This is a genomic window from Desulfuromonas acetexigens (assembly GCF_900111775.1).
Taxonomy (GTDB): domain Bacteria; phylum Desulfobacterota; class Desulfuromonadia; order Desulfuromonadales; family Trichloromonadaceae; genus Trichloromonas; species Trichloromonas acetexigens.
In genome coordinates this window covers 121,803-141,259 of sequence record NZ_FOJJ01000012.1, presented here as the reverse complement: position 1 = coordinate 141,259, position 19,457 = coordinate 121,803, and the positions used below count along the sequence as shown (strand labels likewise).

Here is a 19,457-nt window from a genome sequence, read left to right as displayed (position 1 = left end):
TCCGTCCACCGGAGGAATCATGAGTGACCTGGCCCGCTTCGGCATTTCCATCGACGACCGACTGCTCAAGCGCTTCGACGAACTGATCGCGGAGAAAGGCTACGGCAACCGCTCGGAGGCAATCCGCGACCTGATCCGCAACGCCCTGGTCGAAGAACAGTGGGCGCGGGGGGAAGAGGAGACGGTGGGGACCGTCACCTTGGTCTACAATCACCACACCCGCGACCTCGCCGACAAGCTCACCGAGCATCAGCACAGCCACCACGACGCCATCGTTTCGGCCCTGCACGTCCACCTCGACGCCCACAACTGCCTGGAGGTGGTGGTGGTTCGGGGCCCTGCACGGGAGGTCAAGCGCCTGGCCGACGAACTGATCGGCACCAAAGGAGTCATCCACGGCAAGCTGGTGACGACCACCACCGGCGCGGGCCTGCCCTGACCTCCCCTTCCCGCCGTGCGCGGCTGACATAAATCCGCCGACGCGCACGCCCGAATCCGCAAGTGAAAGACAGCCCTTCGTCATCCAGCCGCGAACCGGGCGCCCCAGCTTGCCGTGACGATGGCATCCTTCTTGAAAATGCGGGAGGATCTCCTTCCAATTCCAGGACGCGAACGGCAACGACCATGGCGAAAATCGAATCCTCCCTCTTCGATCTGGGCGTCCTCGACCGCCTGGCCGCCGGCCGCTCCGCCGTTCATCGCCTCGATCCCCGGGCCAAGCTGGTGACCACCCTGGCCTTCGTCTGCACCGTCGTCTCTTTCGGCAAATACGAGATCTCGGCCCTGCTCCCCTTTATCGCCTTCCCCCTCGCCCTGGTCCTCGCCGCCGAGTTGCCCGCCGCGCCGCTACTGAAAAAACTGCTACTGGCAGCCCCTTTCGCTTTTTTCATCGGCGTCTTCAATCCCCTCTTCGACCGGCAGATCCTCCTGCAGATCGGAGATTTCGCCGTGAGCGGCGGCTGGATTTCTTTCGCCTCGATTCTGCTCCGCTTCGCCCTGACTGTCTTCGCCGCCCTGGTGCTCATCGCCACCACCAGCTTCACCGGCGTCTGCATGGCCATGGAACGCCTCGGCGCGCCGCGCATCTTCGTCCTGCAGCTGCTTTTTCTGTACCGCTATCTCTTCGTCCTGGTCGACGAGGCCCAGCGCATGGTGCGGGCGCGGGCGTTGCGCTCCTTCCACGGCCGGGGCATGGGACTGAAGGTGGCGGGGCACATGGCCGGACAACTGCTGCTGCGCACCCTCGACCGCGCCCAGCGCATCCATCAGGCCATGCTCTGCCGGGGCTTCGACGGCGAGATCCGCATGCTGCGCCCGTTGCGCATCGGCCGCCGGGAAATCATCTTCACCCTGGGCTGGTCGGCGCTCTTCGTGCTGCTGCGCCTGGTCAACCTGCCCCTGCTCGCCGGGGATTTTCTCACGGAGCTGCTGCGATGAGCCATCACATCGTCGAAGTCAGGGGGCTGGAATACGCCTACCCCGACGGTACCCCCGCCGTGCGCGGCATGAGTTTTTGCATCCATCACGGCGAAGCGGTAGCCGTCGTTGGCGCCAACGGCGCCGGCAAGTCGACCCTGCTGCGCCATCTCAACGGCTATCTGAGTCCGGCCAAGGGGCTGGTGCGCATCGGCGACTTCCCCTTGAGCAAAGCGACCCTGCCGGACGTGCGCCGCACCGTCGGCATGGTTTTTCAGGATCCTGACGATCAGCTCTTCATGCCGACGGTCTTCGACGACGTCGCCTTCGGCCCCCTCAACCTGAGACTTCCCCCCGCCGAGGTGGAAACGCGGGTAATGGCGGCCCTCGCCCAGGTCGAGGCCGAACACCTGCGCGACCGCCCCCCCTACAAGCTCTCCGGCGGCGAAAAGCGCGCCGTCGCCATCGCCTCGGTCCTCTCCATGTCCCCCGACATCCTGGTCATGGACGAACCGACCACCGGCCTCGACCCCCGCGCCCGGCGCCGGCTCATCGAACTGTTGCGCGGCTTCCATCACACCAAGATCATCGCCACCCACGATCTCGACCTCGTCCTCGACCTCTGCGAACGGACCATCGTCCTGCACGAAGGCCAAGTCGTCGCCGACGGCCCCACAGCCGAAATCTTCTCCGACGACCACCTCCTCGCCCACAGCCACCTGGAAAAACCCCTGCGCATGCAAGGCTGCCCCAACTGTGGTCCCAACCGTATTGAACCGCCGATCTGAACCGTTCCCTTGCCCCAAACAGAAAAAACCGACCGCCTCCCTGACGGAAGCGGCCGGTTTTTTCATTCCACTTTTCAAAACAACCTTTTCGAGGGGTTATCCCGTCACCCTCCCGCCAGCCCCGGCGGAATGCGCTCCTCGCAGGGGATACCCACCTGGCAGAGGCCGCAGGGGGTGACTTGGGCGCCGAGTAGGACGCGGGCGTGGACGGCGGTGACTTCGCGGATGTAGGCGTGGCATTTGACCTTGTCGTGCCCCCTTTCATCGATAGCCCCGACCGGACAGCGGCGGGCGCAGACGCCGCAGGTGCCCTTGGCGTAATAGAGGCACCAATCCTGGTGCCCGACATAGGGCCGTGCCGTCACTGGGAGCTGCGCCCGCACCACCACCGAGCCGCAGCGCATAGCCTTACCGAGGGGGGTGATGAGCCCGTCGCTGAGACCGAAGGTGCCGAGCCCGGCGATGTGGGCGACATGGCGTTCCGACCAGTTGGAGGCCAGGCCGAAACGGGGGGATTGCCGGTAGGCGAAATCGGCGAGCAGGGCCGGTGCCGTCGCCTGAATGCCGCGAGCGGCGAGGCTTTCGACCAGATGCGCGCGCAGGCGTTCGTTGAAGATTTCGCCGTACAGCCGCGAACGGCTCCAGCGCTCGGCGGGCAGTTCGACCGCGGCCCGTTGATCGGCCCGGGTCGCCGCCGTCTGCGGCAGAATCCAGCCGACCACGCTCAGCTCCCCGGCGGCGATGGGCTCTTCGGGAAAAGCGAGAGCGAAGGCTTCCGCCGGGGTCCAGAGAAACGCCCCGATATCCGCCTTGATGCGCGCATAGAGCAAGTCATCCCCCCGGGAAAAGCCGACCAGCGGCATCCCCCAGACCGCCTCCCCGCCGTCGCCGGAGAGGGAGTTGGCCGGCGATTCGGCACAAAAGCGCTCGAGCGTCTCGACAATCAACTTCGGTAAACCCATCGCACCCTCCTCACTCCTCACTCCTCACTCCTCACTCCTCACTCCTCACTCCTCACTCCTCACTCCCTACTCCCCGCAAGGGGTCGAAGAGATACTCCAGCCCGTTGACCTTGATTTCGTGCACCTCCTGCAACTGGCGGCCGAGCTTGCCGGGAGGAAAGCCCTGACCGGACAGCCAGACGACGTAGCGCTCGGGCAGATCGATCAGTCGCCAGCCTTGGTATTTGCCATAAGGCATGCGCGCCCGTGCCAGGTCGAGCAGGTGCGCCGGATTGGTCTGGGGGATTTCCATGTCAGCCCAGCCCTTCCACCAGGGCAAGAAAACGGGGCAAGGTCGCGGCCCGTTTCAGGTCGCGCACCGCCGTGGCGAACTCGGGATCGTCCATGGTGCAGAGCACCGCCTTGAGCTTGGCCAGCACCTGGGCGTCGCCGCAGAAAAGTTCCCGGTAGCGCCCGTGCAGTCCGGTGAGATAGCGGCGCAGCATCGCTCCTCGCTCGGCCCGGCGCGGCGTTGCCGACGCCCGCCCCCGCAGTCGCTCGAAAAGGAGCGGGTCGGCGATCGCCCCACGCCCGAGCATCAGTCCGGCGGCGCCGGTCGTCTCCAGCACCCGCCGGCCCCCTTCGGCGGTGCGAATGTCACCGTTGGCGATGACCGGCAGGGCGGTGGCGCGCACGACTTCGGCGGTGAGGGCGTGATCGGCCTCTCCGGTGTATTCCTGCTTGACGGTGCGGGGATGAAGAACAAGAAAATCGACCCCGGATGTCTCGAACAGGGGGAGCAACGAGAAGATCTGCCGGGGATCGTCGTAACCGGCGCGCAGCTTGATGGAAAAGCCGCCGGTGATGGCCGCGCGCAGGGCCGGCAGCAGATCGGAGAGCAGTTCGGGACGGCGCAGCATGTTGCCGCCGGTCAGGCCCGAGGTGGTGCGGCCGTAGGGACAACCCATGTTGAGATTGATGTGGACCGCCCCCGCCGCCTGGGCTTCCTTGGCCGCCGCCGTCAGCGCCTCGACGCCGTGGCCGATGAGCTGGGTCACCAGGGGAATGCCCCCTTCCGCGGCGGCGATCTCCCGGCGGTCAGCGGCGGAAACGCGACGCTTGACGGAAGCGCCATGGACCCGCACGAACTCGGTGAAGAGGACATCGGGGCGCACCCAAGCGGCGAACTCGGCGCGCAGGGCGCGGTTGGTCAAACCCTGCATCGGCGCCAGCATCAGCGGTCGACTGCCGGCCTCCCAGGGCAAAAGGACGGGCCTAGACATCGGGCTCCTCTTGTTTGCGCGCCTCTTTCGAAGCATAGAGCCGCTGATCAGCGGCCTTGAGCAAACTGGCGGCATCGCCGATGACGCCATCCTCGGTGGAGGCGATGCCGTAACTGGCGGTTACTCTGATCGGCTCTCCGTCGACCAGCAAGGGGCGCCGCGACAACTCTCCGAGGATACGCACCATCAGCCGTTCGGCCCGCTCCTTGCCGGTTTCGGGGAGGATCAGCACGAACTCGTCGCCGGCAAAGCGGGTAACCACGTCCGAGGCCCGACAGAGGCGACTCATATTACCGGCGAGATGCTGGAGGAGCAGATCGCCGCAATCGTGCCCGTGGGTGTCGTTGACCCGCTTGAAGTCGTCGAGATCGATGAAGACCAGCGAAAGGGGACGCTCATAACGCTGCGCCCGATCGAACTCCCGCTGCAGGATACTCTCCATGGCGCGCCGGTTGAGGAGATCGGTGAGGGGATCGTGATGGGCGACCTTCTGCAGCTTTTCGTGGGCGGTGACGTTGGAGAGGCAAAGGGAAACCTTGAGCGCCAGTCGTTCCACCAAGACCGTATTCAACCCGGGTGCATAGCGGGAAACGGAGCGGTCGGCGAGATTGAGGCTGCCGACTACCTCGCCGTCGAGGGTAACCGGCACCAGGGCCAGGGAGCCGAGGGCGGGATAAGAGTGCGGGGGCATCAGCCGCAGGTAGCGATGCAAGCCTTCATTCATCAGCAGCGGGCACTGAGTATCGGGTAGAAGCTCGCCAAAGGTTTCACGGTCGACCACCTGGATACGCTCACGCAGTACCTTGCTGGTTGCCGAATGGCGGATCAGGCGGCAGAGATCCACATCGTCGATCAGAGTGAACCAGACCAGGGGAATGGCGAAGATCTCGCCAATGTCGAGAAGCAGATGTTCGAAAAAATCCCGGAAGTTGAGAACCGAAAGGATGTTGCTTTCCACCTCGTGGAACTTGCGGGCCAGCTCTTCGTTCTCGCGAAAACGCTCTATCAGAGTCAATTGATCCATGGCCCCTCTCCCGGGGAAATCCTGTTCATAGAAAAAGTCGGAACCGACAGTTTACGTCCGCCACCGTCACAAAGGCGCCGAGCGAACAAGAGGAAAAACCGTTTTTATCCCGCGAGATAAACCAGCCAGACCGCCAGCCCAAGGGCCAGAAAGGCGGTGAGATAGGTCAGCCGCAGGGCGCCGTAGTAGTCTTTGACAGTCACCGGCCGGGCATCGTCCCCCAGGGTCGGCTTCTCGACCCGCCGACCGAAATAGACAGCCGGGCCGCCGAGGCGCACACCGAGAGCGCCGGCCATGGCTGCCTCGGGAAAACCGGCATTGGGGCTGGCGTGCTTGCGGGCGTCACGGAGCATGACGCGCCAGGCCCGGCAGCCTCCGAGTCCGCAGAAAGGTGCCGCCAGGGCCATGAGCATGCCGGTCAGACGGGCCGGAAGCAGGTTGAAAAGATCGTCGAGACGGGCCGAGGCCCAGCCGAGTTCGCGATAGCGGTCGTCGCGGTAGCCGACCATGGCATCGAGGGTCCCCGCCGCCTTATGGAGCAGGGCCAGGACCGGACCGCCGACGGCCAGATAGAAGAGCGGAGCGACCACGGCGCTCGAGGTGTTTTCCGCGACCGTTTCGATGCAGGCGCGCAGAATCCCTTCCTCGTCGAGGGTCGCGGTTTCCCGTCCAACGATGAGCGACAGGGCGCGCCGCGCCTCGGCCAGCCGCTTCTGCTCGACAAAACGAACCACCTCACGGCTCAGCCGATGCAGGGCGCGCAGGGCCAGGGTCGTGTAGGCCAGCCAGACGCCGACGGCCAGACCGAGCAGGGGATGGATCTCCGCCGCCAAACGCAACAGGCCCCAGGCGAGCCCTGCCGTCACCAGCAGGGTCAAAGCAGCCAGCAGCGTTCCGGCCAGACGACGATTACTGAAAAGGCCGGCGAGGAGGATTTCCAGGCGATTGATGATGGCGCCAATGAGCACCACCGGATGGGGCATACCATGAGGATCGCCGAGCAGCAGGTCAAGGGCGAAAGCCGCCGGAATCAGCCAGTCCATCGTTCCTCCAGGCCGGTCGGGATTAATCGTGGCAAAGACCGGAATCGGCGCCGCGAAAGATCATCCCCCGCCGGAATCGTTTTTTGACGCGATCGCCAAAATCACCTGACCATGCTTCTTCTTGGCCACCAGCAAACGACCGCCCCGGGACGAAAAAAGGGCTGCCGCTTCACAATCCCCCATCCCCCCCGACCGCGCATCTAAGGAAAAGCACCCGCCACCGGAAGTGGCGGTCTCGCAACTTTCGATCGGCAGTTCGAAGCGCCGGGCAAACTCGCAGAGCCCGGGTTCCTCGGCCCCCTCGGCGTTGGTCGCCAGACAGGCCACGCTCGGCAGCGCCAGAAAGGCCCGCTCCAACTCCCACCTCACCGCCCGCTCGATCTCCTCGGCCGAGACATTCCGGCTGCAGCCGATACCCAGCACCAGATCCCGAGGGCGCAGCAAGAGCAGGTTCGGTATCCGGTCGAGATTGGGCACCAGCCGATGGGTGACGAAGACCATCCCCGCCGCGCCACTGTTGAGGGCGGCGCTGAAGGTTTCCGCAAGCTCCACACCAGGGACTTCGATGAAATCGTGGGCGATGCGCCCCCGCCGGTCAACCAGGGCGATCCGTTCCCCATGCAGCAACAGATCATTGAGATTTTTCAGGTTGGCCGCCGGTTCCAGTACCAGACCCGCCTGACGGGCCGCCTCATCCCAGGTCGACGGGCCGTCGCCATCGCCGGAAGTGGTGACGACCGCCCGCCCGCCGGTGATCCCCGCCATTTTCCGCGCCAGCGCGTTCCCCTCGCCGCGATGGCCGGCCAGAAGGCTGACGGCGAAATTCCCCGCTTCGTCCATCACCACCACCGCCGGGTCGAGGGCCTTGCCGCGCAGGTGGGGGGCGAGCAGGCGGACCACAACCCCCATCGGCAAAAGACAGACCAGTTCCCGATGGCGCGCAAAAAGCTCCGGCAAAACCTCGCCCAACGGCGTCTCGAAATAGTGCCCGCCGTCCGTTTCCCGCAACCTCTCCGGCAGATAAAAGGCGCAATCGCCGACCCGGGCGGCGATTCGCCGGACCAACCGCGCCCCCGCATCGGTGATGGCGACAATGGCGAGATTCAAAGCAGACTCCCAAATAGGTGAGAAAATTTTCGGGTGCCGGGCTTCGGCGTTTTCACGGACCCTGCAAACAAACCGGATCCGGTCCTATTGTGCCTCCTCCCGTGCCCAGTCCATCAACTTCTGGCGCAGCAACTCTTTAGAAGGAAGATAAAGCTGATACTCGCGAGCATGGATATTGGCGTCGGCCGGAAGGGTCAATTCGACGATCGCGTCTTTCTTTCGCTTGCAGAGAAGGACGCCGATGGTGGGATTTTCCTCGGGAGTCTTCACCTGCCGGTCGAAATAATTCACATACATCTGCATCTGCCCCAGGTCCTGGTGGTTGAGCTTGTCAAGCTTGAGATCGATCAGCACGTAGCAGCGCAGCAACCGGTTGTAGAAGACGAGATCGACGAAAAAATGATCTTCATCGAAAGTAAAACGCTTCTGCCGGGCCTCGAAAAGAAACCCCTTGCCGAGTTCAAGCAAAAACTGTTCGAGTCGGTCGATGATGGCACTCTCCAGGTCGGACTCGGAATACTCCGACTTCTCGTCGAGGCCGAGGAATTCGAGGACATAAGGTTCCTTGAGCAGATCCTCGGGCTTGACGATGACCTGCCCTTCGTTGGCAAGGCGGCGAAGGCCTTCCTTGTCTCGACTGAGGGCGAGTCGCTCATAAAGGCCGGACGAGATCTGGCGTTTCAACTCACGTAAAGACCAGTCCGACTGAAAAGCTTCGATTTCGTAAAAACTGCGCTCATCAGGATTCTTGACCGTGAGGAGCAATACATAATGCGTCCAACTTAAAGTAAACGGCGATTTCCATAAAAGCTTTTCGGAAATCACCGCCTGCTCAGGGATATGCCCAACTCCCATCAACTGGTCAGTCGCTGTCTGACCAGTTTTTTGAAATGTAAATGGGTCAGGCAGTGCCTGACCAATTCGGTTCTGGTATTCGATGAAAAACTGCCGCATCAATTTCAGGTTGGTCAAAGAAAACCCGGTCCCGAACTCTTCAGTCAATCTTGCCGACAATTCTTTCAGCAGCGATTTCCCATATTCGGCCCGCTCCGCCCCCTGCTGCTCATGCTCAACGATCCGCCGCCCGATCTCGAAATTGGTCAAGACCTGCAGGGTGTTGACCCTGGTCGCGACGGCGTGCCGGGCGGAGTGGATAAGTCCGCGCAGTTCGGCGACAAGGGGCGTGATTTCCGGATTCTCCCCGGAAGGCGAAAGCCCCGTTGGGTCATTGGCGGCCTTTTCTTTCACGTCTTTATCCTTGGCCAGCGCCCTTAACCCTTTTCGCCGACGATGATGTAGACCGGGTTATAGGCCTCGAACATCTTGTACTCGGTCAGCGGCCGGGTGCGGGCGATGTTGATGGTTGTGACCTCGACCTGATAGCCGGCGTTCTCGAAGAACTCGGTGGCGGCGGTGAGGGTTTCCAGGGTGATGGCGTTGATGACGATGCGCCCTTCGGCGGGGAGCCGGGTGTCGACGGCTTCGAGGATGCGGAAGAGATTCCCCCCCGAGCCGCCGATGAAGACCCGGTCGGGATCGGGCAGATCCTCGAAACAGTCGGGGGCCTCGCCGGGAACGAGGGTGACGTGGCGGGTGTGGAACTTGTTGAGGTTCTGCTTGAGAAAGGCGAGGCACTGCTCGTTGCGCTCCATGGCAAAGATGCGGCCGTTGGGGAGCAGATGATCGGCCTCGATACTCACCGAACCACTGCCGGCGCCCACGTCCCACAGGCACATATCGTGCCGCAACTTGAGCTTGGCCAGGGTCACGACCCGGATCTCTTCCCGGGTGATGTGTTTCTTGAGACTGGCGAATTCCTCGTCGGGGATACCGAGGGTCGGTACGTATTCCTCCCCTTCCCCTTCGTATTCCTTGATGAGGATCAGGACGTTGAGGGGAGAGGAGGAAAGCCGCAGCAGTTCGGGAAGGGAGAGATTGCGGATGCGTTCGTCGGCGCCACCGAGATTTTCACAGAGCCAGGCAGTGTAGCCGTCGCGGCCGCGTTCGATCAGTTCGGCGGCGATCGCCGCCGGGGTATTGACCTCATCGGTGAGAACCGCGGCCTTGTCGTTGGCGACGATGCGATCCACCGCCCCCTTGAGCCCCCGGCCTTGAGCCGAAACGAAGACCGCATCGTCCCAGGGCTCCTTGATCTTGGCGAAGGCGTACTGGACCGAGCTGACGTTGGGAACAAATTCCAGTTCGTCGCGGTTGAGATTGCGCAGCAGGATGCGACCGATGCCGAAGAAAAGAGGGTCACCGGAAGAGAGGACTACCGCCGGTCCCTTGCGGGCAAGGAGACGCTCCACCAGGCGCGAGAGATTGCTGTCGATTTCCAGCTTTTCCCCGACGAAATCGGGGAAGAGGCGCAGATGCCGCTCACCGCCACAGAGGAGGGAGACCTGGGAGATCAGTTCCAGGGCCCGGCGGCTGAAACCCTCGTGCCCTTCGACACCAGCGCCGATGACGTAAATCTTGTTCATGATATCCCGCTCCTCTCAAAAATCAGGGGGCTCTGCCGACACGTGCGAATCCCTTTCGCCACATCTTTTCGGCGAAGGAGAAGACCATTCTTTTTCAAAGACGTTCCCAGAAAGCTGGGCACACTCTAGCGTTTTCGCCGAGGCTTCGTCAAGACCGGTGGCAGGCCCATTCAGAGGCTCCAGCCGACCATCTGCAACGCCGCGTCGATGCGCTCGCGCACGATCTCGGCCAGCTTGGGATGGACGCCCAGCGGCTTCCCAAGAATCATCTCCAGCCCGGGATGGCGCATGCGCGCCTGCTCGATCTGCTCGGGGAGGTCCTGGAGCACATGGGCACCGGCGTAGAGAAAATAAGGCGAGAGCAGGATGCGCGCCGCCCCTTGCGCGACGCAGCGGTCGATCCCCGCCTCGATACCGGGGGTATGGGGTGGAAGAAAAGCGACTTCGACAAGCGCGGCGCCCGTTTCAGCTTTGACCAGGGAGGCAATGGCAGAAAGGGTGTCGTTGGCTCCGGCGGCCCGGGAACCGTGGCCCAAAAGGAGGATGGCGGTCTTCATGACGAGCTCTTTTTCAGGACGATTTAAAGAGAGTTGCGAAGGCCTTGCCGCGGGAAAGCAGGCCCCGGGAATTTCGCCAAGATCCGCAAGCGGCTCAAAACTAGCCGTTGAGCAGCTTCACCACGGCGGTGCCGTCGGGAGAGTAGTCGATGATATTGTGACAGCCGTAATTCTGTTCGATGCGGAAAAGCCGGTCGAGGGGGGCGCCGATGGCGTCGAGAAGGAGAACCCGGTTGACGCCGCCGTGCCCCACCACCAGCACCTCTTCCCCGGGATGCCGGTCGAGGATGCGGCGCAGGGCCGGGCGCAGTCGCGCCGCGAGATCGAGGAGGGTTTCCCCGCCCGGAACCCGGTAGTGGACGATGTCGGCAAGGCGCGCCTGCCATTCCTGTGGATAGCGAGCCTGCAACTCCTTCCAGGTCAGCCCTTCCCATTCGCCGATATGCAGCTCACGCAGCTCGGCGGTCGCCATCGGAGTCAGGCCGTGGGACGCGGCAAGGAGTTGCGCCCCTTGCAGGCAGCGGCTCAGATCGCTGCTGTAGACGGCGCGCAGCGGGCAACTCTCCAGACGGGGGAGCAGCGCCCGGTACTGGGCCAGCCCTTCGGCGGTGAGCGGCACATCCCCCTGGCCGTTGTAGCGTTTATCTTCAAACCCCACGACCTGGCCGTGGCGGATGAGGTGGATGCGGGTGGGTGCGCTGGTCATGTCGCCCGTCATGCGTGCCGGAGCAGATGAATCAGCAGCAGGGCAAAGATCTCCATGACTTCGTTCCCCGCCCCGAGAACATCGCCGGTAACACCCCCCAGCCGATGCTGGAAATAACGCAGCAGCAGCACTCCAACCAGGCCGAAGATGAGCAGTACCACCAACCCCTGCAGTGCGAAGAGAACCAGGGTCGCCACAGCGAAGGTCGCCGAAGCGATAAAAAACTCGCGCTTGCCGACGTAGTCGACAAACTCCCCGCCGGCTCTGGTACCGGAGCGGATGCAGTTGTTGAACGCGGCGAGCAGCACCTGTGTCCAGCGCCCGGCCATCGGCATAAAGATCAGAACCTGGGTCTTGAGCTGCACCGGCACGTTATGCAGGATCACATACTTGAGCAGCAGCACCATGACCAGGCTGATCACCCCGATCGCGCCGACCCGGCTTTCCTTCATGATGCGCAAGACCCCCTCGCGATCCTTGCCCCGGGCCAGACCGTCGCTGAGGTCGGCGATACCGTCGAGATGGATCGCCCCGGTGATGGCGATCATCGTCAGCACCAGCAGACTGTCGACCACCGCCCGGGGGATGAGGGACGTCAGGGCCTGATCCATGGCCACCAGTCCCAACCCCATGAGCAGGCCGATGGCGGGCCAAAAGGCCATGCTGCGCCCGAGGCGTTCCGGATCCCCGGAGAGATCGTCGGCCACCGGAAAAACAGTCAGAAAGCCGCCGGCGATGCGAAATTCTTCCCAGAGTCGTTTCATCCGTCACTCCCTTCGGCCGCTCCGCGGCGTCAAAGGCATGGTTTCTCCGTGGGGCCACCTGCCGCCGGGCTCAGTTCTCCGCAGAACCGTCTTCGACCGTTTTCCGGCCAGGGAGTTCCAGGGCGTCTTCGATCCGCTCCCAGATATCCTCCCGGCCCTCTTTGCTCAGGGCGGAAAAGAAGCTGAAAGCCTCCAGCGGCAGCCCGGTGGCTTCGAGGATCGGCTTGACCTGGGCGGCGCGCCGGTTGCGGCTGATCTTGTCGACCTTGGTGATGACCGGGATGGTCGGCACCTCGAATTCTTCGAGCCAGTCGAGCAGATCGAGATCCTCTTCCCGGGGAACGCGGCGAATGTCGAAGAGTACGACCACGCCCTTGAGCTGCTCGCGCCGCTCCAGATAGGTGCGAACCATCGGTCCCCAGTCTTTCTTCACCGCCAGGGGGACCTTGGCAAAACCGTAGCCTGGAAGATCGACCAGGGAGAACTCGCCGTTGATGTCGAAAAAATTGAGCAACTGGGTCCGCCCCGGGGTCGATGAGGTCCGCACCAGGCCGCGCCGATTGACAAGGGTATTGATCAGGGTACTCTTGCCGACGTTGCTGCGTCCGGCGAAAGCCACCTCGGGTAATGACGCCTCGGGGTAATTGCCGGGGTGGGTGGCGCTCTTGATAAAGGCGGTGGAACGGATAATCACGAAAAACCTCTTTGGCAAAGGCTGAAAGGCGAGTAAAAACGATGGCGCGCGGGAACTTTAGCACAGGCGACGGGAAAAAAGATACCCCGACCGCCCAAAGCCCACCGCCGGAATGATTAAATCGTCGACAAAGGGCTTGAATCGCACCCCTTACCCGTAAAAACCATTGATTTTTTCTTTCAAAGCTGTTACCAAGTAGGCTGGTTTTGCGCCCCACACCCACAGGGGCGAGCCAGCGAGCGGATGTCGATTTCATCTTCTTCTCTATATAAATCCACTTCCAAGGAGACCTCTGCAATGAACGTCCGCATGCGGATCAGCCTTATCGCCATCCCGATCCTGTTTTTCGTACTTCAGGCAGGCCTTGTTTTCGGTGGGGAATCCCGGCCCGGCAAGTTTGTCACCATCGACGGCCAGGAAATCATCTTCTTCCAGCTTGAAGGACGCCCGGTCATCAAAGGCTGGCTGAGCGGCACCGCCATCGATATCCCCCTGGAGACGGTTTCGCAAATCGTTTTCTTCGACAGTCCCGACATCAACTACAGTATGTTCGGCAATGACATCAGCTCGGGCAATATCGAGGTCACCCGCAAGGCGGACGGCAAGAAGTTCATGATCCAGGACGCTTTCCTCCCCTCGGACTGCGATTGCACCTACGTCACCTACACCTACCGCAATCCCTTTACCGAAGAGATCAACCAAGGCAACACCGCTTTGGACGGCCTGCGCAAGATCATCTTCGAAGACGGCATGAAGTAGGCACAGGCTCATTCTCGCAACGATCCCGACGGGGCCCGGTAACGGGTCCCGTTTTTTATTCCCCGCCGCGCCTCATCCTCCCCCTGGACATTCCCGGGAATTCTGCTATAAAATCAAAAAAAGACCAAACAGGTCATTTATCTCAAACCCAAGGAGACCGCCATGCTCAGCCCAAAACTTCAGGACACCCTCAACGAGCAGATGAAGAACGAGTTTTTCTCCGCCTACCTGTACATGGCCATCGCCGGCTACTTCCAGTCCGAGGATCTCCCCGGCATCGCTTCCTGGATGCGGGTACAGGCGCTGGAAGAGATGACCCACGGCGAAAAGTTCTACAATTTTATCGCCGATGCTGCCGGGCGCACCGATTTCCGGGGTTTCGAAGCGCCGAAGAATACCTACGAATCCCCCCTCGACGCCTTCCGCTACAGCCTCAAGCATGAGAACTTCGTCACCGACCGCATCAACAAACTCATGGATCTGGCCAAGGAGGAGAGCAACCACGCGGCGCAGATCTTCCTGCAATGGTTCGTCACCGAGCAGGTCGAGGAAGAAGCGAGCTTCTCCCTCATCGTGCGTAAGCTCGAGCGGATCGGCAACGACGGCAACGGCCTCTTGCGTCTCGACGAGGAACTCGCGCAGCGGGTCTTCGTGCCGCCAGCCACGGCGGCCTGATAGGCTATCCCCACGGAAAGAAAAAGGGCGAACCCGCAGGTTCGCCCTTTTTCTTTGACATCTTTGTCACCCGTTCACTCCTGGCGGGAGGGCTCGATCGCCGTGCATATTCCCCGCCGCAACAGGATAGCGGCTTCCTCGGGCGGCAGCGGCTTGCTGAAGAGAAATCCTTGAATTTCGTCGCAATGGCGCTCCTGCAGAAAGGCGAGCTGGCCGGCCGTTTCCACCCCTTCGGCAATGACCTTGAGGTTGAGGCTGTTGCCCATGGAGATGATCGCCGAGGCGATGGCGGCGTCGGTGGAATTGCTCTCTACGTCGCGCACGAAGGACTTGTCGATCTTCAGGGTGTTCACCGAAAAACGCTTGAGGTGTGCCAGGGAAGAATAGCCGGTGCCGAAATCGTCGATGGAGATGTGGATGCCCAGATCGCGCAACTGATTGAGGATCGACACGGCAAAATCGGGATTCTGCATGATGACCGTCTCGGTCACCTCGAACTCCAGCAGCTCCCCGGGCAAACCAACCTGGTCGAGAATCCGTTGGACCGAAGCGACGAAATCGCGGTATTGCAGCTGATAGCCGGAGAGATTCACCGCCACCCGCACCGCCGTAATCCCCTCCTGTTGCCAAAGCCGCAACTGTTCGCAGGCCCGGCGCATGACCCATTCGCCCAGGGGGATGATGATCCCGGTCTCCTCGGCGATGGGGATAAAGTCCCCCGGCGCGACCAGACCCAGCTCGGGATGCTCCCAGCGCACCAGCGCTTCCATGGCGACGACCCTACCGCTGAGGGCTTCGACCTTGGGCTGGTAATGCAGGCGGAACTCCTCCCGATCGAGGGCGCGGCGCAGGCCGTTGGTCAGGATCAGGCGCCGGTCGGCATTGACATCCATGGCCCCGTCGTAAATCTTGTAATTGTTGCGCCCCTGGGCTTTGGCGCAGTACATGGCGATATCCGCCTTCTTGATCAGTCCGGCGGGATCGTCGCTGTGTTGGGGGAAGAGGCTGATGCCGATACTGGTGGTGATGAAGAGCTCGTGCCCTTCCACCTGCAGCGGTTGCGCCAGCCGTTTGAGAATCTTGTCGGCCACCTGCTCGGCCTCTTCCAGGGTGTTGAGATTGCCGAGGATAACGGTGAACTCGTCCCCACCCAGGCGCGCGACCGTATCGACTTCGCGGACGCAGAGCCGCAAACGGTCGGCGATCTCCTGCAGCAGGATGTCCCCCACCGAATGCCCGAGGGTATCGTTGATGATCTTGAAGCGGTCGAGATCGAGAAAGAGCACCCCAACCAGCTTCTTCGCCCGCCGGGCCAGGGCGTTGGCCTGCTGCAGCCGGTCGATGAAAAAGAGCCGGTTGGGCAAGCTGGTGAGCATGTCATGGTGAGCCATGTGATAAAGCTGTTCCTGGGCCTTCTTGCGCGACGTCACATCCCGGCAGATGGCCCAGATCGCCCCTTGGGAATCCTCTTGCCGACTGAAGGTGACATTCCCTTCCACCTCGATGACCCGCCCCCCCTTGGCCGAGAAACGTCCTTCGAGATAGCGACTTTCCTGAGAATCGAAGACCCGTTGCAGTTCGGTCAGACACTTGGGACGGTCATCCTCAAGCAGAATCTCCTGCACGCGCAGCTCCGGTTCGGCTTCCGGGCGGTAGCCCAGGGTCTCCCGCCAGGCCCGGTTGGCATAGAGAAACCGGCCTGATGCATCGGCGCTGAAAATAAGATCGTTGGCCGAATCGAGGAAATCGCGCAGGCGTTCCCCGCTTTCGCGTACCGCCTGGTTCTCGCGGCGCAGCACTGCCATGAGATAGGCGCCGATCACCGCCGCCGCCGCATTGAGCAGACTGACCCAGCACCACATGAGGACGAGATAGAGTCCGTCGTTATGCAGGGAATGGTCGACGAAGGGCATGTCGATGTGGGGGATGAGCTGCAGATAGGTAGCGAGGAGCAGACAACCATAAAGAGTGCCGCCAAGCGCCCCGAGACGCCAGACGGTCTGACGTTTTTCGACCAACACCGCCGCTTCAAGCGTGACCAGCAGATAGACCGGCCAGAACCAGCTGGCGCCGCCACCGCTGAAATAGACCAGCACCGTGACGAAACAGAGATCGAGGACGATCTGTAGCGGTGCCACCGAGACGACAAAACGGGTGTGGCGGAAGATCCGGGGAAAGACCGCGTTGTAAAAAACGATGGCGGCCGACGAAAGAACCAGGATCGCGATCTGCGTGCCGTTGAGAAAAAAACCGTACTCGCTGAAGGAATAGAGGACGCCAGCGCACAGGCCGTAAACCCCCACCAGCGCCAGAAAGAGCCAGCGGGCCTTGGCCGCCAGCCGCAAACGCCCCAAGGGATCGGCGAAAAGCTGGGAGTAACGGCCCAACCCCCGGGGCAATCCCCAGTCGCTGACCTTGGTTTCGGTGTCTGTATTTGTCTTCTCTTCGGCCTGCTGCATCCCGACATCCCCAAAAAATGAATTTCCTCCAACTATGCTCGCCATCACGCGGCCCGTCAAGGACGGAACCCGCCCCAAGCCGATGGCCCTGTCAGTGGAAGCATTTATCAGGCCAAATTTTTAGCTCATTAAAAGCTCGGAGCGTGCGCGGCCGAAAACCCAAAAAAGGCCCGAGCTCAAGCCCGGGCCTTAGGTGGAACGATCCGGCGTCCCCAGCGACTACGGACGACCGGGCAAATGACTTAAATCAGCGGGTCAAATGCCGGTATTTGATACGATGCGGCTGGTCAGCGGCGGCGCCGAGGCGCTTTTTGCGGTCCGCCTCGTATTCGGAATAGTTGCCTTCGAACCAGATCGCCTTGCTCTCCCCCTCGAAGGCGAGGATGTGGGTCGCCAGGCGGTCGAGAAACCAGCGGTCATGGCTGATGACGACGGCGCAGCCGCCGAAATTTTCCAGCGCCTCTTCCAGCGCCCGCATGGTGTTGACGTCGAGGTCGTTGGTCGGCTCGTCGAGGAGCAGCACGTTGGCCCCTTCTTTCAGCATCTTGGCCAGATGCACGCGGTTGCGTTGACCGCCGGAGAGGGTGCCGACCTTCTTCTGCTGCTCGGTACCGGAAAAGTTGAAACGGGACACATAGGCACGGGAATTGACCAGCTGCTTGCCAAGCTGGAGCTGTTCCTGCCCGCCAGTGATTTCTTCCCAGATCGATTTTTCCGAGTCGAGGGTGCGGTTCTGATCGACATAGGCCAGCTGCACCGTGTCGCCGATGCGGATGGTCCCGGCGTCGGGCTGCTCCTGACCGCAGATCATCCGAAAGAGGGTCGACTTGCCGGCGCCGTTGGGACCGATGACACCGACGATGCCGCCCGGCGGCAGCCGGAAGTTCAGCCCTTCGACCAGCAGGCGGTCGCCGTAGGCCTTGCTCACATCCGTTGCCTCGATGACCACATCGCCCAGACGCGGTCCCGGCGGGATGTAAAGTTCGAGATCCTTTTCGCGCTTCTCCGCCTCCTGGCCGAGGAGCTTTTCATAAGCGGTGATACGCGCCTGGCTCTTGGCGTGGCGCCCCTTGGGCGACATGCGGATCCACTCCAGCTCCCGCTCCAGGGTCTTCTGCCGGTTCGACTCGGACCTTTCCTCGCGACGCAGACGCTCTTCCTTCTGCTCCAGCCAGGACGAATAGTTCCCCTTCCAGGGAATCCCCTCACCGCGATCGAGTTCGAGAATCCAGCCCGCCACGTTGTCGAGAAAGTAACGGTCATGGGTGACGGCGATGATGGTGCCGGGATAGCGCTGGAGGTGATGTTCCAGCCAGGCGACGCTTTCGGCGTCGAGATGGTTGGTCGGCTCGTCAAGGAGCAGGATGTCCGGCTTCTGCAAGAGCAGGCGACAGAGGGCGACGCGGCGCTTCTCGCCGCCGGAGAGAATTTTGACCGGGGTGTCGGCCGGGGGACAGCGCAGGGCGTCCATAGCCATCTCCAGTCGGCTGTCGAGATCCCAGGCATCGAGATTGTCGAGGCGCTCCTGCACCACCCCCTGACGCTCGATGAGCTTGTTCATGGCGTCATCGTCCATCGGCTCGGCGAATTTGAGATTGATCTCCTCAAACTCTTTGAGCAGATCGACGGTCTCCTGCACCCCTTCCTCGACCACCTCCCGCACCGTCCGTTCCTCGTTCACCAGCGGTTCCTGCTCCAGATAACCGACGGTGTAGCCGGGGGAAAGGATCGTCTCGCCATTGAATTCCTTATCGACCCCGGCGAGGATGCGCAGCAGCGAACTCTTGCCCGAACCGTTCAGACCGAGGACGCCGATTTTGGCCCCGTAAAAATAAGAGAGAGAAATATCCTTGAGAACCGGTTTCTTGTCATAGAACTTGCTGACCCGGATCATCGAATAGATGACTTTGTTGACTTCGTTGCTCATGAAACGAAAACCTCCCTTTGTATGGATTAAGATAGCGCGGTCGTTCTTTCAAAGGGTTGAATCTTAGTCTTTTTCCCCATCGAGTTCCACCCCTAAATCGGCACTTGGCGAGCTTTGCATGGGGGCAGATGCAGGCCGGTAACGAGTTTTTGGCCGCCATCAATCCTGGGGGAAAATGCCCGATATGGTCAATTCACCGACCGGATTCCGTCAATTCACCGAGTCGGCACATGACTTTCGAACATCGAGACTCTATCCACCCCCAGCCTTCGGCTGCCCGAACGCAGACAACATATGAAAAACTGGATGTTTTAAAAAAATTTTTCTTTTTCCGACAAAAAAGCTTGGCATCTGGCACAAACCATGAAATAGGAATATTCGAAATTTACGTTTAAACGTCAGAGGACGTCAAAACGGGAATGTGCCAGAGACTGATCGACGCCACCGCACCGGCGGAGCAGGCGCCCTAACCCAAGCAACGGAGGAAAATCAACATGAAACGTCTTGCCAAAGTCATCGCCATTTTGTCCATCGCGGCTTTCTGCGCTTCCGCGGCCGTCGCCGCCGAAGGCGGCAACGCCAAGAAAGGCAAGTACCTCTTCAAGAAAAACTGCAAATCCTGCCATGTGGAAGGGGCGGAAGGCGGCGTCGTCACCCCCATGAAGAAGACCCAGGCCCAATGGGAGCGTTTCTTCGGCGACAAGAGCTCGGCCTGCGCGACCAAGGCCGGCATCAGCGAGAAGGACATGAATGACGTTCAACAGTACCTGATCGATCATGCTGCCGACTCGGATCAGCCGGAAACCTGCGGCTAAGCCTTATGCCATCACA

At 61.6% G+C, this 19,457-nt stretch carries 20 protein-coding genes; 6 read left to right on the top strand and 14 right to left on the bottom strand.

What is annotated here, in order from left to right; all coding sequences use genetic code 11:
* Positions 1 to 19: 19 nt before the first annotated feature.
* The 3 genes from nikR (at position 20) to BQ4888_RS07225 (ending at position 2,204) form a co-directional block, all read left to right on the top strand.
* Entirely contained in the window at positions 20 to 439 is a 420-nt protein-coding gene (gene nikR / locus BQ4888_RS07235; RefSeq protein ID WP_092055743.1) for a nickel-responsive transcriptional regulator NikR, read from the top strand.
* A 185-nt stretch (positions 440 to 624) separates the two neighbouring features.
* Positions 625 to 1,437: a cobalt ECF transporter T component CbiQ gene (gene cbiQ, locus BQ4888_RS07230; protein WP_092055739.1), complete on the top strand. Its 813-nt coding sequence runs from the start codon at positions 625 to 627 to the stop codon at positions 1,435 to 1,437.
* Complete coding sequence (locus BQ4888_RS07225) at positions 1,434 to 2,204, top strand: energy-coupling factor ABC transporter ATP-binding protein (protein WP_092055737.1); 771 nt, start codon at positions 1,434 to 1,436, stop codon at positions 2,202 to 2,204. Before cbiQ ends, BQ4888_RS07225 begins: the two co-directional genes overlap by 4 nt.
* A gap of 104 nt (positions 2,205 to 2,308) precedes the next feature.
* Here BQ4888_RS07225 and BQ4888_RS07220 read toward each other — a convergent pair whose 3' ends face one another.
* The 12 genes from BQ4888_RS07220 to yihA all read right to left on the bottom strand — a co-directional run bounded on the left by BQ4888_RS07220 (position 2,309) and on the right by yihA (position 12,806).
* Positions 2,309 to 3,166: a 4Fe-4S ferredoxin gene (locus tag BQ4888_RS07220; RefSeq protein ID WP_092055733.1), complete on the bottom strand. Its 858-nt coding sequence runs from the start codon at positions 3,164 to 3,166 to the stop codon at positions 2,309 to 2,311.
* Between the two features lie 52 nt (positions 3,167 to 3,218).
* On the bottom strand, positions 3,219 to 3,458 hold the full coding sequence (locus tag BQ4888_RS07215) for a DUF3820 family protein (protein WP_092055730.1): 240 nt from the start codon (positions 3,456 to 3,458) through the stop codon (positions 3,219 to 3,221).
* A 1-nt stretch (position 3,459) separates the two neighbouring features.
* Positions 3,460 to 4,428, bottom strand: coding sequence for a tRNA dihydrouridine synthase (locus BQ4888_RS07210; protein ID WP_240746308.1), 969 nt, complete (start codon positions 4,426 to 4,428; stop codon positions 3,460 to 3,462).
* The gene (locus tag BQ4888_RS07205) at positions 4,421 to 5,452 is read right to left on the bottom strand and encodes a GGDEF domain-containing protein (protein WP_092055728.1); all 1,032 of its coding nucleotides are present in this window, start codon (positions 5,450 to 5,452) and stop codon (positions 4,421 to 4,423) included. Before BQ4888_RS07205 ends, BQ4888_RS07210 begins: the two co-directional genes overlap by 8 nt.
* Before the next feature lie 104 nt (positions 5,453 to 5,556).
* Complete coding sequence (gene cbiB, locus BQ4888_RS07200; protein ID WP_092055726.1) at positions 5,557 to 6,495, bottom strand: adenosylcobinamide-phosphate synthase CbiB; 939 nt, start codon at positions 6,493 to 6,495, stop codon at positions 5,557 to 5,559.
* A gap of 60 nt (positions 6,496 to 6,555) precedes the next feature.
* On the bottom strand, positions 6,556 to 7,602 hold the full coding sequence (locus BQ4888_RS07195) for a cobalt-precorrin 5A hydrolase (RefSeq protein WP_092055723.1): 1,047 nt from the start codon (positions 7,600 to 7,602) through the stop codon (positions 6,556 to 6,558).
* A gap of 84 nt (positions 7,603 to 7,686) precedes the next feature.
* A complete protein-coding gene (locus BQ4888_RS07190) occupies positions 7,687 to 8,850 on the bottom strand; it encodes a PDDEXK nuclease domain-containing protein (protein ID WP_240746307.1) in 1,164 nt (387 codons plus the stop codon).
* 23 nt (positions 8,851 to 8,873) lie between these two features.
* Positions 8,874 to 10,085: a precorrin-6y C5,15-methyltransferase (decarboxylating) subunit CbiE gene (gene cbiE / locus BQ4888_RS07185; RefSeq protein WP_092055720.1), complete on the bottom strand. Its 1,212-nt coding sequence runs from the start codon at positions 10,083 to 10,085 to the stop codon at positions 8,874 to 8,876.
* A gap of 170 nt (positions 10,086 to 10,255) precedes the next feature.
* Positions 10,256 to 10,642, bottom strand: coding sequence for a sirohydrochlorin chelatase (locus BQ4888_RS07180; protein WP_092055717.1), 387 nt, complete (start codon positions 10,640 to 10,642; stop codon positions 10,256 to 10,258).
* Between the two features lie 100 nt (positions 10,643 to 10,742).
* Positions 10,743 to 11,348, bottom strand: coding sequence for an alpha-ribazole phosphatase (cobC, locus tag BQ4888_RS07175; RefSeq protein ID WP_092056380.1), 606 nt, complete (start codon positions 11,346 to 11,348; stop codon positions 10,743 to 10,745).
* 8 nt (positions 11,349 to 11,356) lie between these two features.
* Complete coding sequence (cobS, locus tag BQ4888_RS07170; protein ID WP_092055714.1) at positions 11,357 to 12,112, bottom strand: adenosylcobinamide-GDP ribazoletransferase; 756 nt, start codon at positions 12,110 to 12,112, stop codon at positions 11,357 to 11,359.
* A gap of 70 nt (positions 12,113 to 12,182) precedes the next feature.
* Entirely contained in the window at positions 12,183 to 12,806 is a 624-nt protein-coding gene (yihA, locus tag BQ4888_RS07165; RefSeq protein ID WP_092055711.1) for a ribosome biogenesis GTP-binding protein YihA/YsxC, read from the bottom strand.
* 297 nt (positions 12,807 to 13,103) lie between these two features.
* Between yihA and BQ4888_RS07160 the strand changes: the two genes are divergently transcribed.
* Positions 13,104 to 13,565, top strand: a complete 462-nt coding sequence (locus tag BQ4888_RS07160; RefSeq protein WP_092055706.1) for a hypothetical protein — start codon at positions 13,104 to 13,106, stop codon at positions 13,563 to 13,565.
* Between the two features lie 162 nt (positions 13,566 to 13,727).
* Positions 13,728 to 14,240 (top strand): ferritin, encoded by a 513-nt coding sequence (locus tag BQ4888_RS07155; protein ID WP_092055703.1) that lies wholly within the window; start codon positions 13,728 to 13,730, stop codon positions 14,238 to 14,240.
* 74 nt (positions 14,241 to 14,314) lie between these two features.
* Here BQ4888_RS07155 and BQ4888_RS07150 read toward each other — a convergent pair whose 3' ends face one another.
* Positions 14,315 to 16,699 carry a putative bifunctional diguanylate cyclase/phosphodiesterase gene (locus BQ4888_RS07150; protein WP_092055700.1) on the bottom strand — a complete coding sequence of 795 codons (2,385 nt, stop codon included), beginning with the start codon at positions 16,697 to 16,699 and terminating at the stop codon, positions 14,315 to 14,317.
* Between the two features lie 247 nt (positions 16,700 to 16,946).
* Complete coding sequence (gene ettA, locus BQ4888_RS07145; protein WP_092055698.1) at positions 16,947 to 18,626, bottom strand: energy-dependent translational throttle protein EttA; 1,680 nt, start codon at positions 18,624 to 18,626, stop codon at positions 16,947 to 16,949.
* A gap of 494 nt (positions 18,627 to 19,120) precedes the next feature.
* Between ettA and BQ4888_RS07140 the strand changes: the two genes are divergently transcribed.
* On the top strand, positions 19,121 to 19,441 hold the full coding sequence (locus BQ4888_RS07140; RefSeq protein WP_092055695.1) for a c-type cytochrome: 321 nt from the start codon (positions 19,121 to 19,123) through the stop codon (positions 19,439 to 19,441).
* Positions 19,442 to 19,457 lie beyond the last annotated feature (16 nt).

What these genes read in the sequence shown, in the direction of transcription:
- BQ4888_RS07220 (WP_092055733.1), bottom strand. Translation starts at nt 3,166, where the DNA reads ATGGGTTTACCGAAGTTGATTGTCGAGACGCTCGAGCGCTTTTGTGCC.
- cbiE (WP_092055720.1), bottom strand. Translation starts at nt 10,085, where the DNA reads ATGAACAAGATTTACGTCATCGGCGCTGGTGTCGAAGGGCACGAGGGT.
- BQ4888_RS07155 (WP_092055703.1), top strand. Translation starts at nt 13,728, where the DNA reads ATGCTCAGCCCAAAACTTCAGGACACCCTCAACGAGCAGATGAAGAAC.
- BQ4888_RS07150 (WP_092055700.1), bottom strand. Translation starts at nt 16,699, where the DNA reads ATGCAGCAGGCCGAAGAGAAGACAAATACAGACACCGAAACCAAGGTC.
- BQ4888_RS07210 (WP_240746308.1), bottom strand. Translation starts at nt 4,428, where the DNA reads ATGTCTAGGCCCGTCCTTTTGCCCTGGGAGGCCGGCAGTCGACCGCTG.
- BQ4888_RS07225 (WP_092055737.1), top strand. Translation starts at nt 1,434, where the DNA reads ATGAGCCATCACATCGTCGAAGTCAGGGGGCTGGAATACGCCTACCCC.
- BQ4888_RS07205 (WP_092055728.1), bottom strand. Translation starts at nt 5,452, where the DNA reads ATGGATCAATTGACTCTGATAGAGCGTTTTCGCGAGAACGAAGAGCTG.
- cobS (WP_092055714.1), bottom strand. Translation starts at nt 12,112, where the DNA reads ATGAAACGACTCTGGGAAGAATTTCGCATCGCCGGCGGCTTTCTGACT.
- cbiB (WP_092055726.1), bottom strand. Translation starts at nt 6,495, where the DNA reads ATGGACTGGCTGATTCCGGCGGCTTTCGCCCTTGACCTGCTGCTCGGC.
- nikR (WP_092055743.1), top strand. Translation starts at nt 20, where the DNA reads ATGAGTGACCTGGCCCGCTTCGGCATTTCCATCGACGACCGACTGCTC.
- BQ4888_RS07140 (WP_092055695.1), top strand. Translation starts at nt 19,121, where the DNA reads ATGAAACGTCTTGCCAAAGTCATCGCCATTTTGTCCATCGCGGCTTTC.
- BQ4888_RS07160 (WP_092055706.1), top strand. Translation starts at nt 13,104, where the DNA reads ATGAACGTCCGCATGCGGATCAGCCTTATCGCCATCCCGATCCTGTTT.
- cbiQ (WP_092055739.1), top strand. Translation starts at nt 625, where the DNA reads ATGGCGAAAATCGAATCCTCCCTCTTCGATCTGGGCGTCCTCGACCGC.
- cobC (WP_092056380.1), bottom strand. Translation starts at nt 11,348, where the DNA reads ATGACCAGCGCACCCACCCGCATCCACCTCATCCGCCACGGCCAGGTC.
- BQ4888_RS07215 (WP_092055730.1), bottom strand. Translation starts at nt 3,458, where the DNA reads ATGGAAATCCCCCAGACCAATCCGGCGCACCTGCTCGACCTGGCACGG.
- BQ4888_RS07180 (WP_092055717.1), bottom strand. Translation starts at nt 10,642, where the DNA reads ATGAAGACCGCCATCCTCCTTTTGGGCCACGGTTCCCGGGCCGCCGGA.
- ettA (WP_092055698.1), bottom strand. Translation starts at nt 18,626, where the DNA reads ATGAGCAACGAAGTCAACAAAGTCATCTATTCGATGATCCGGGTCAGC.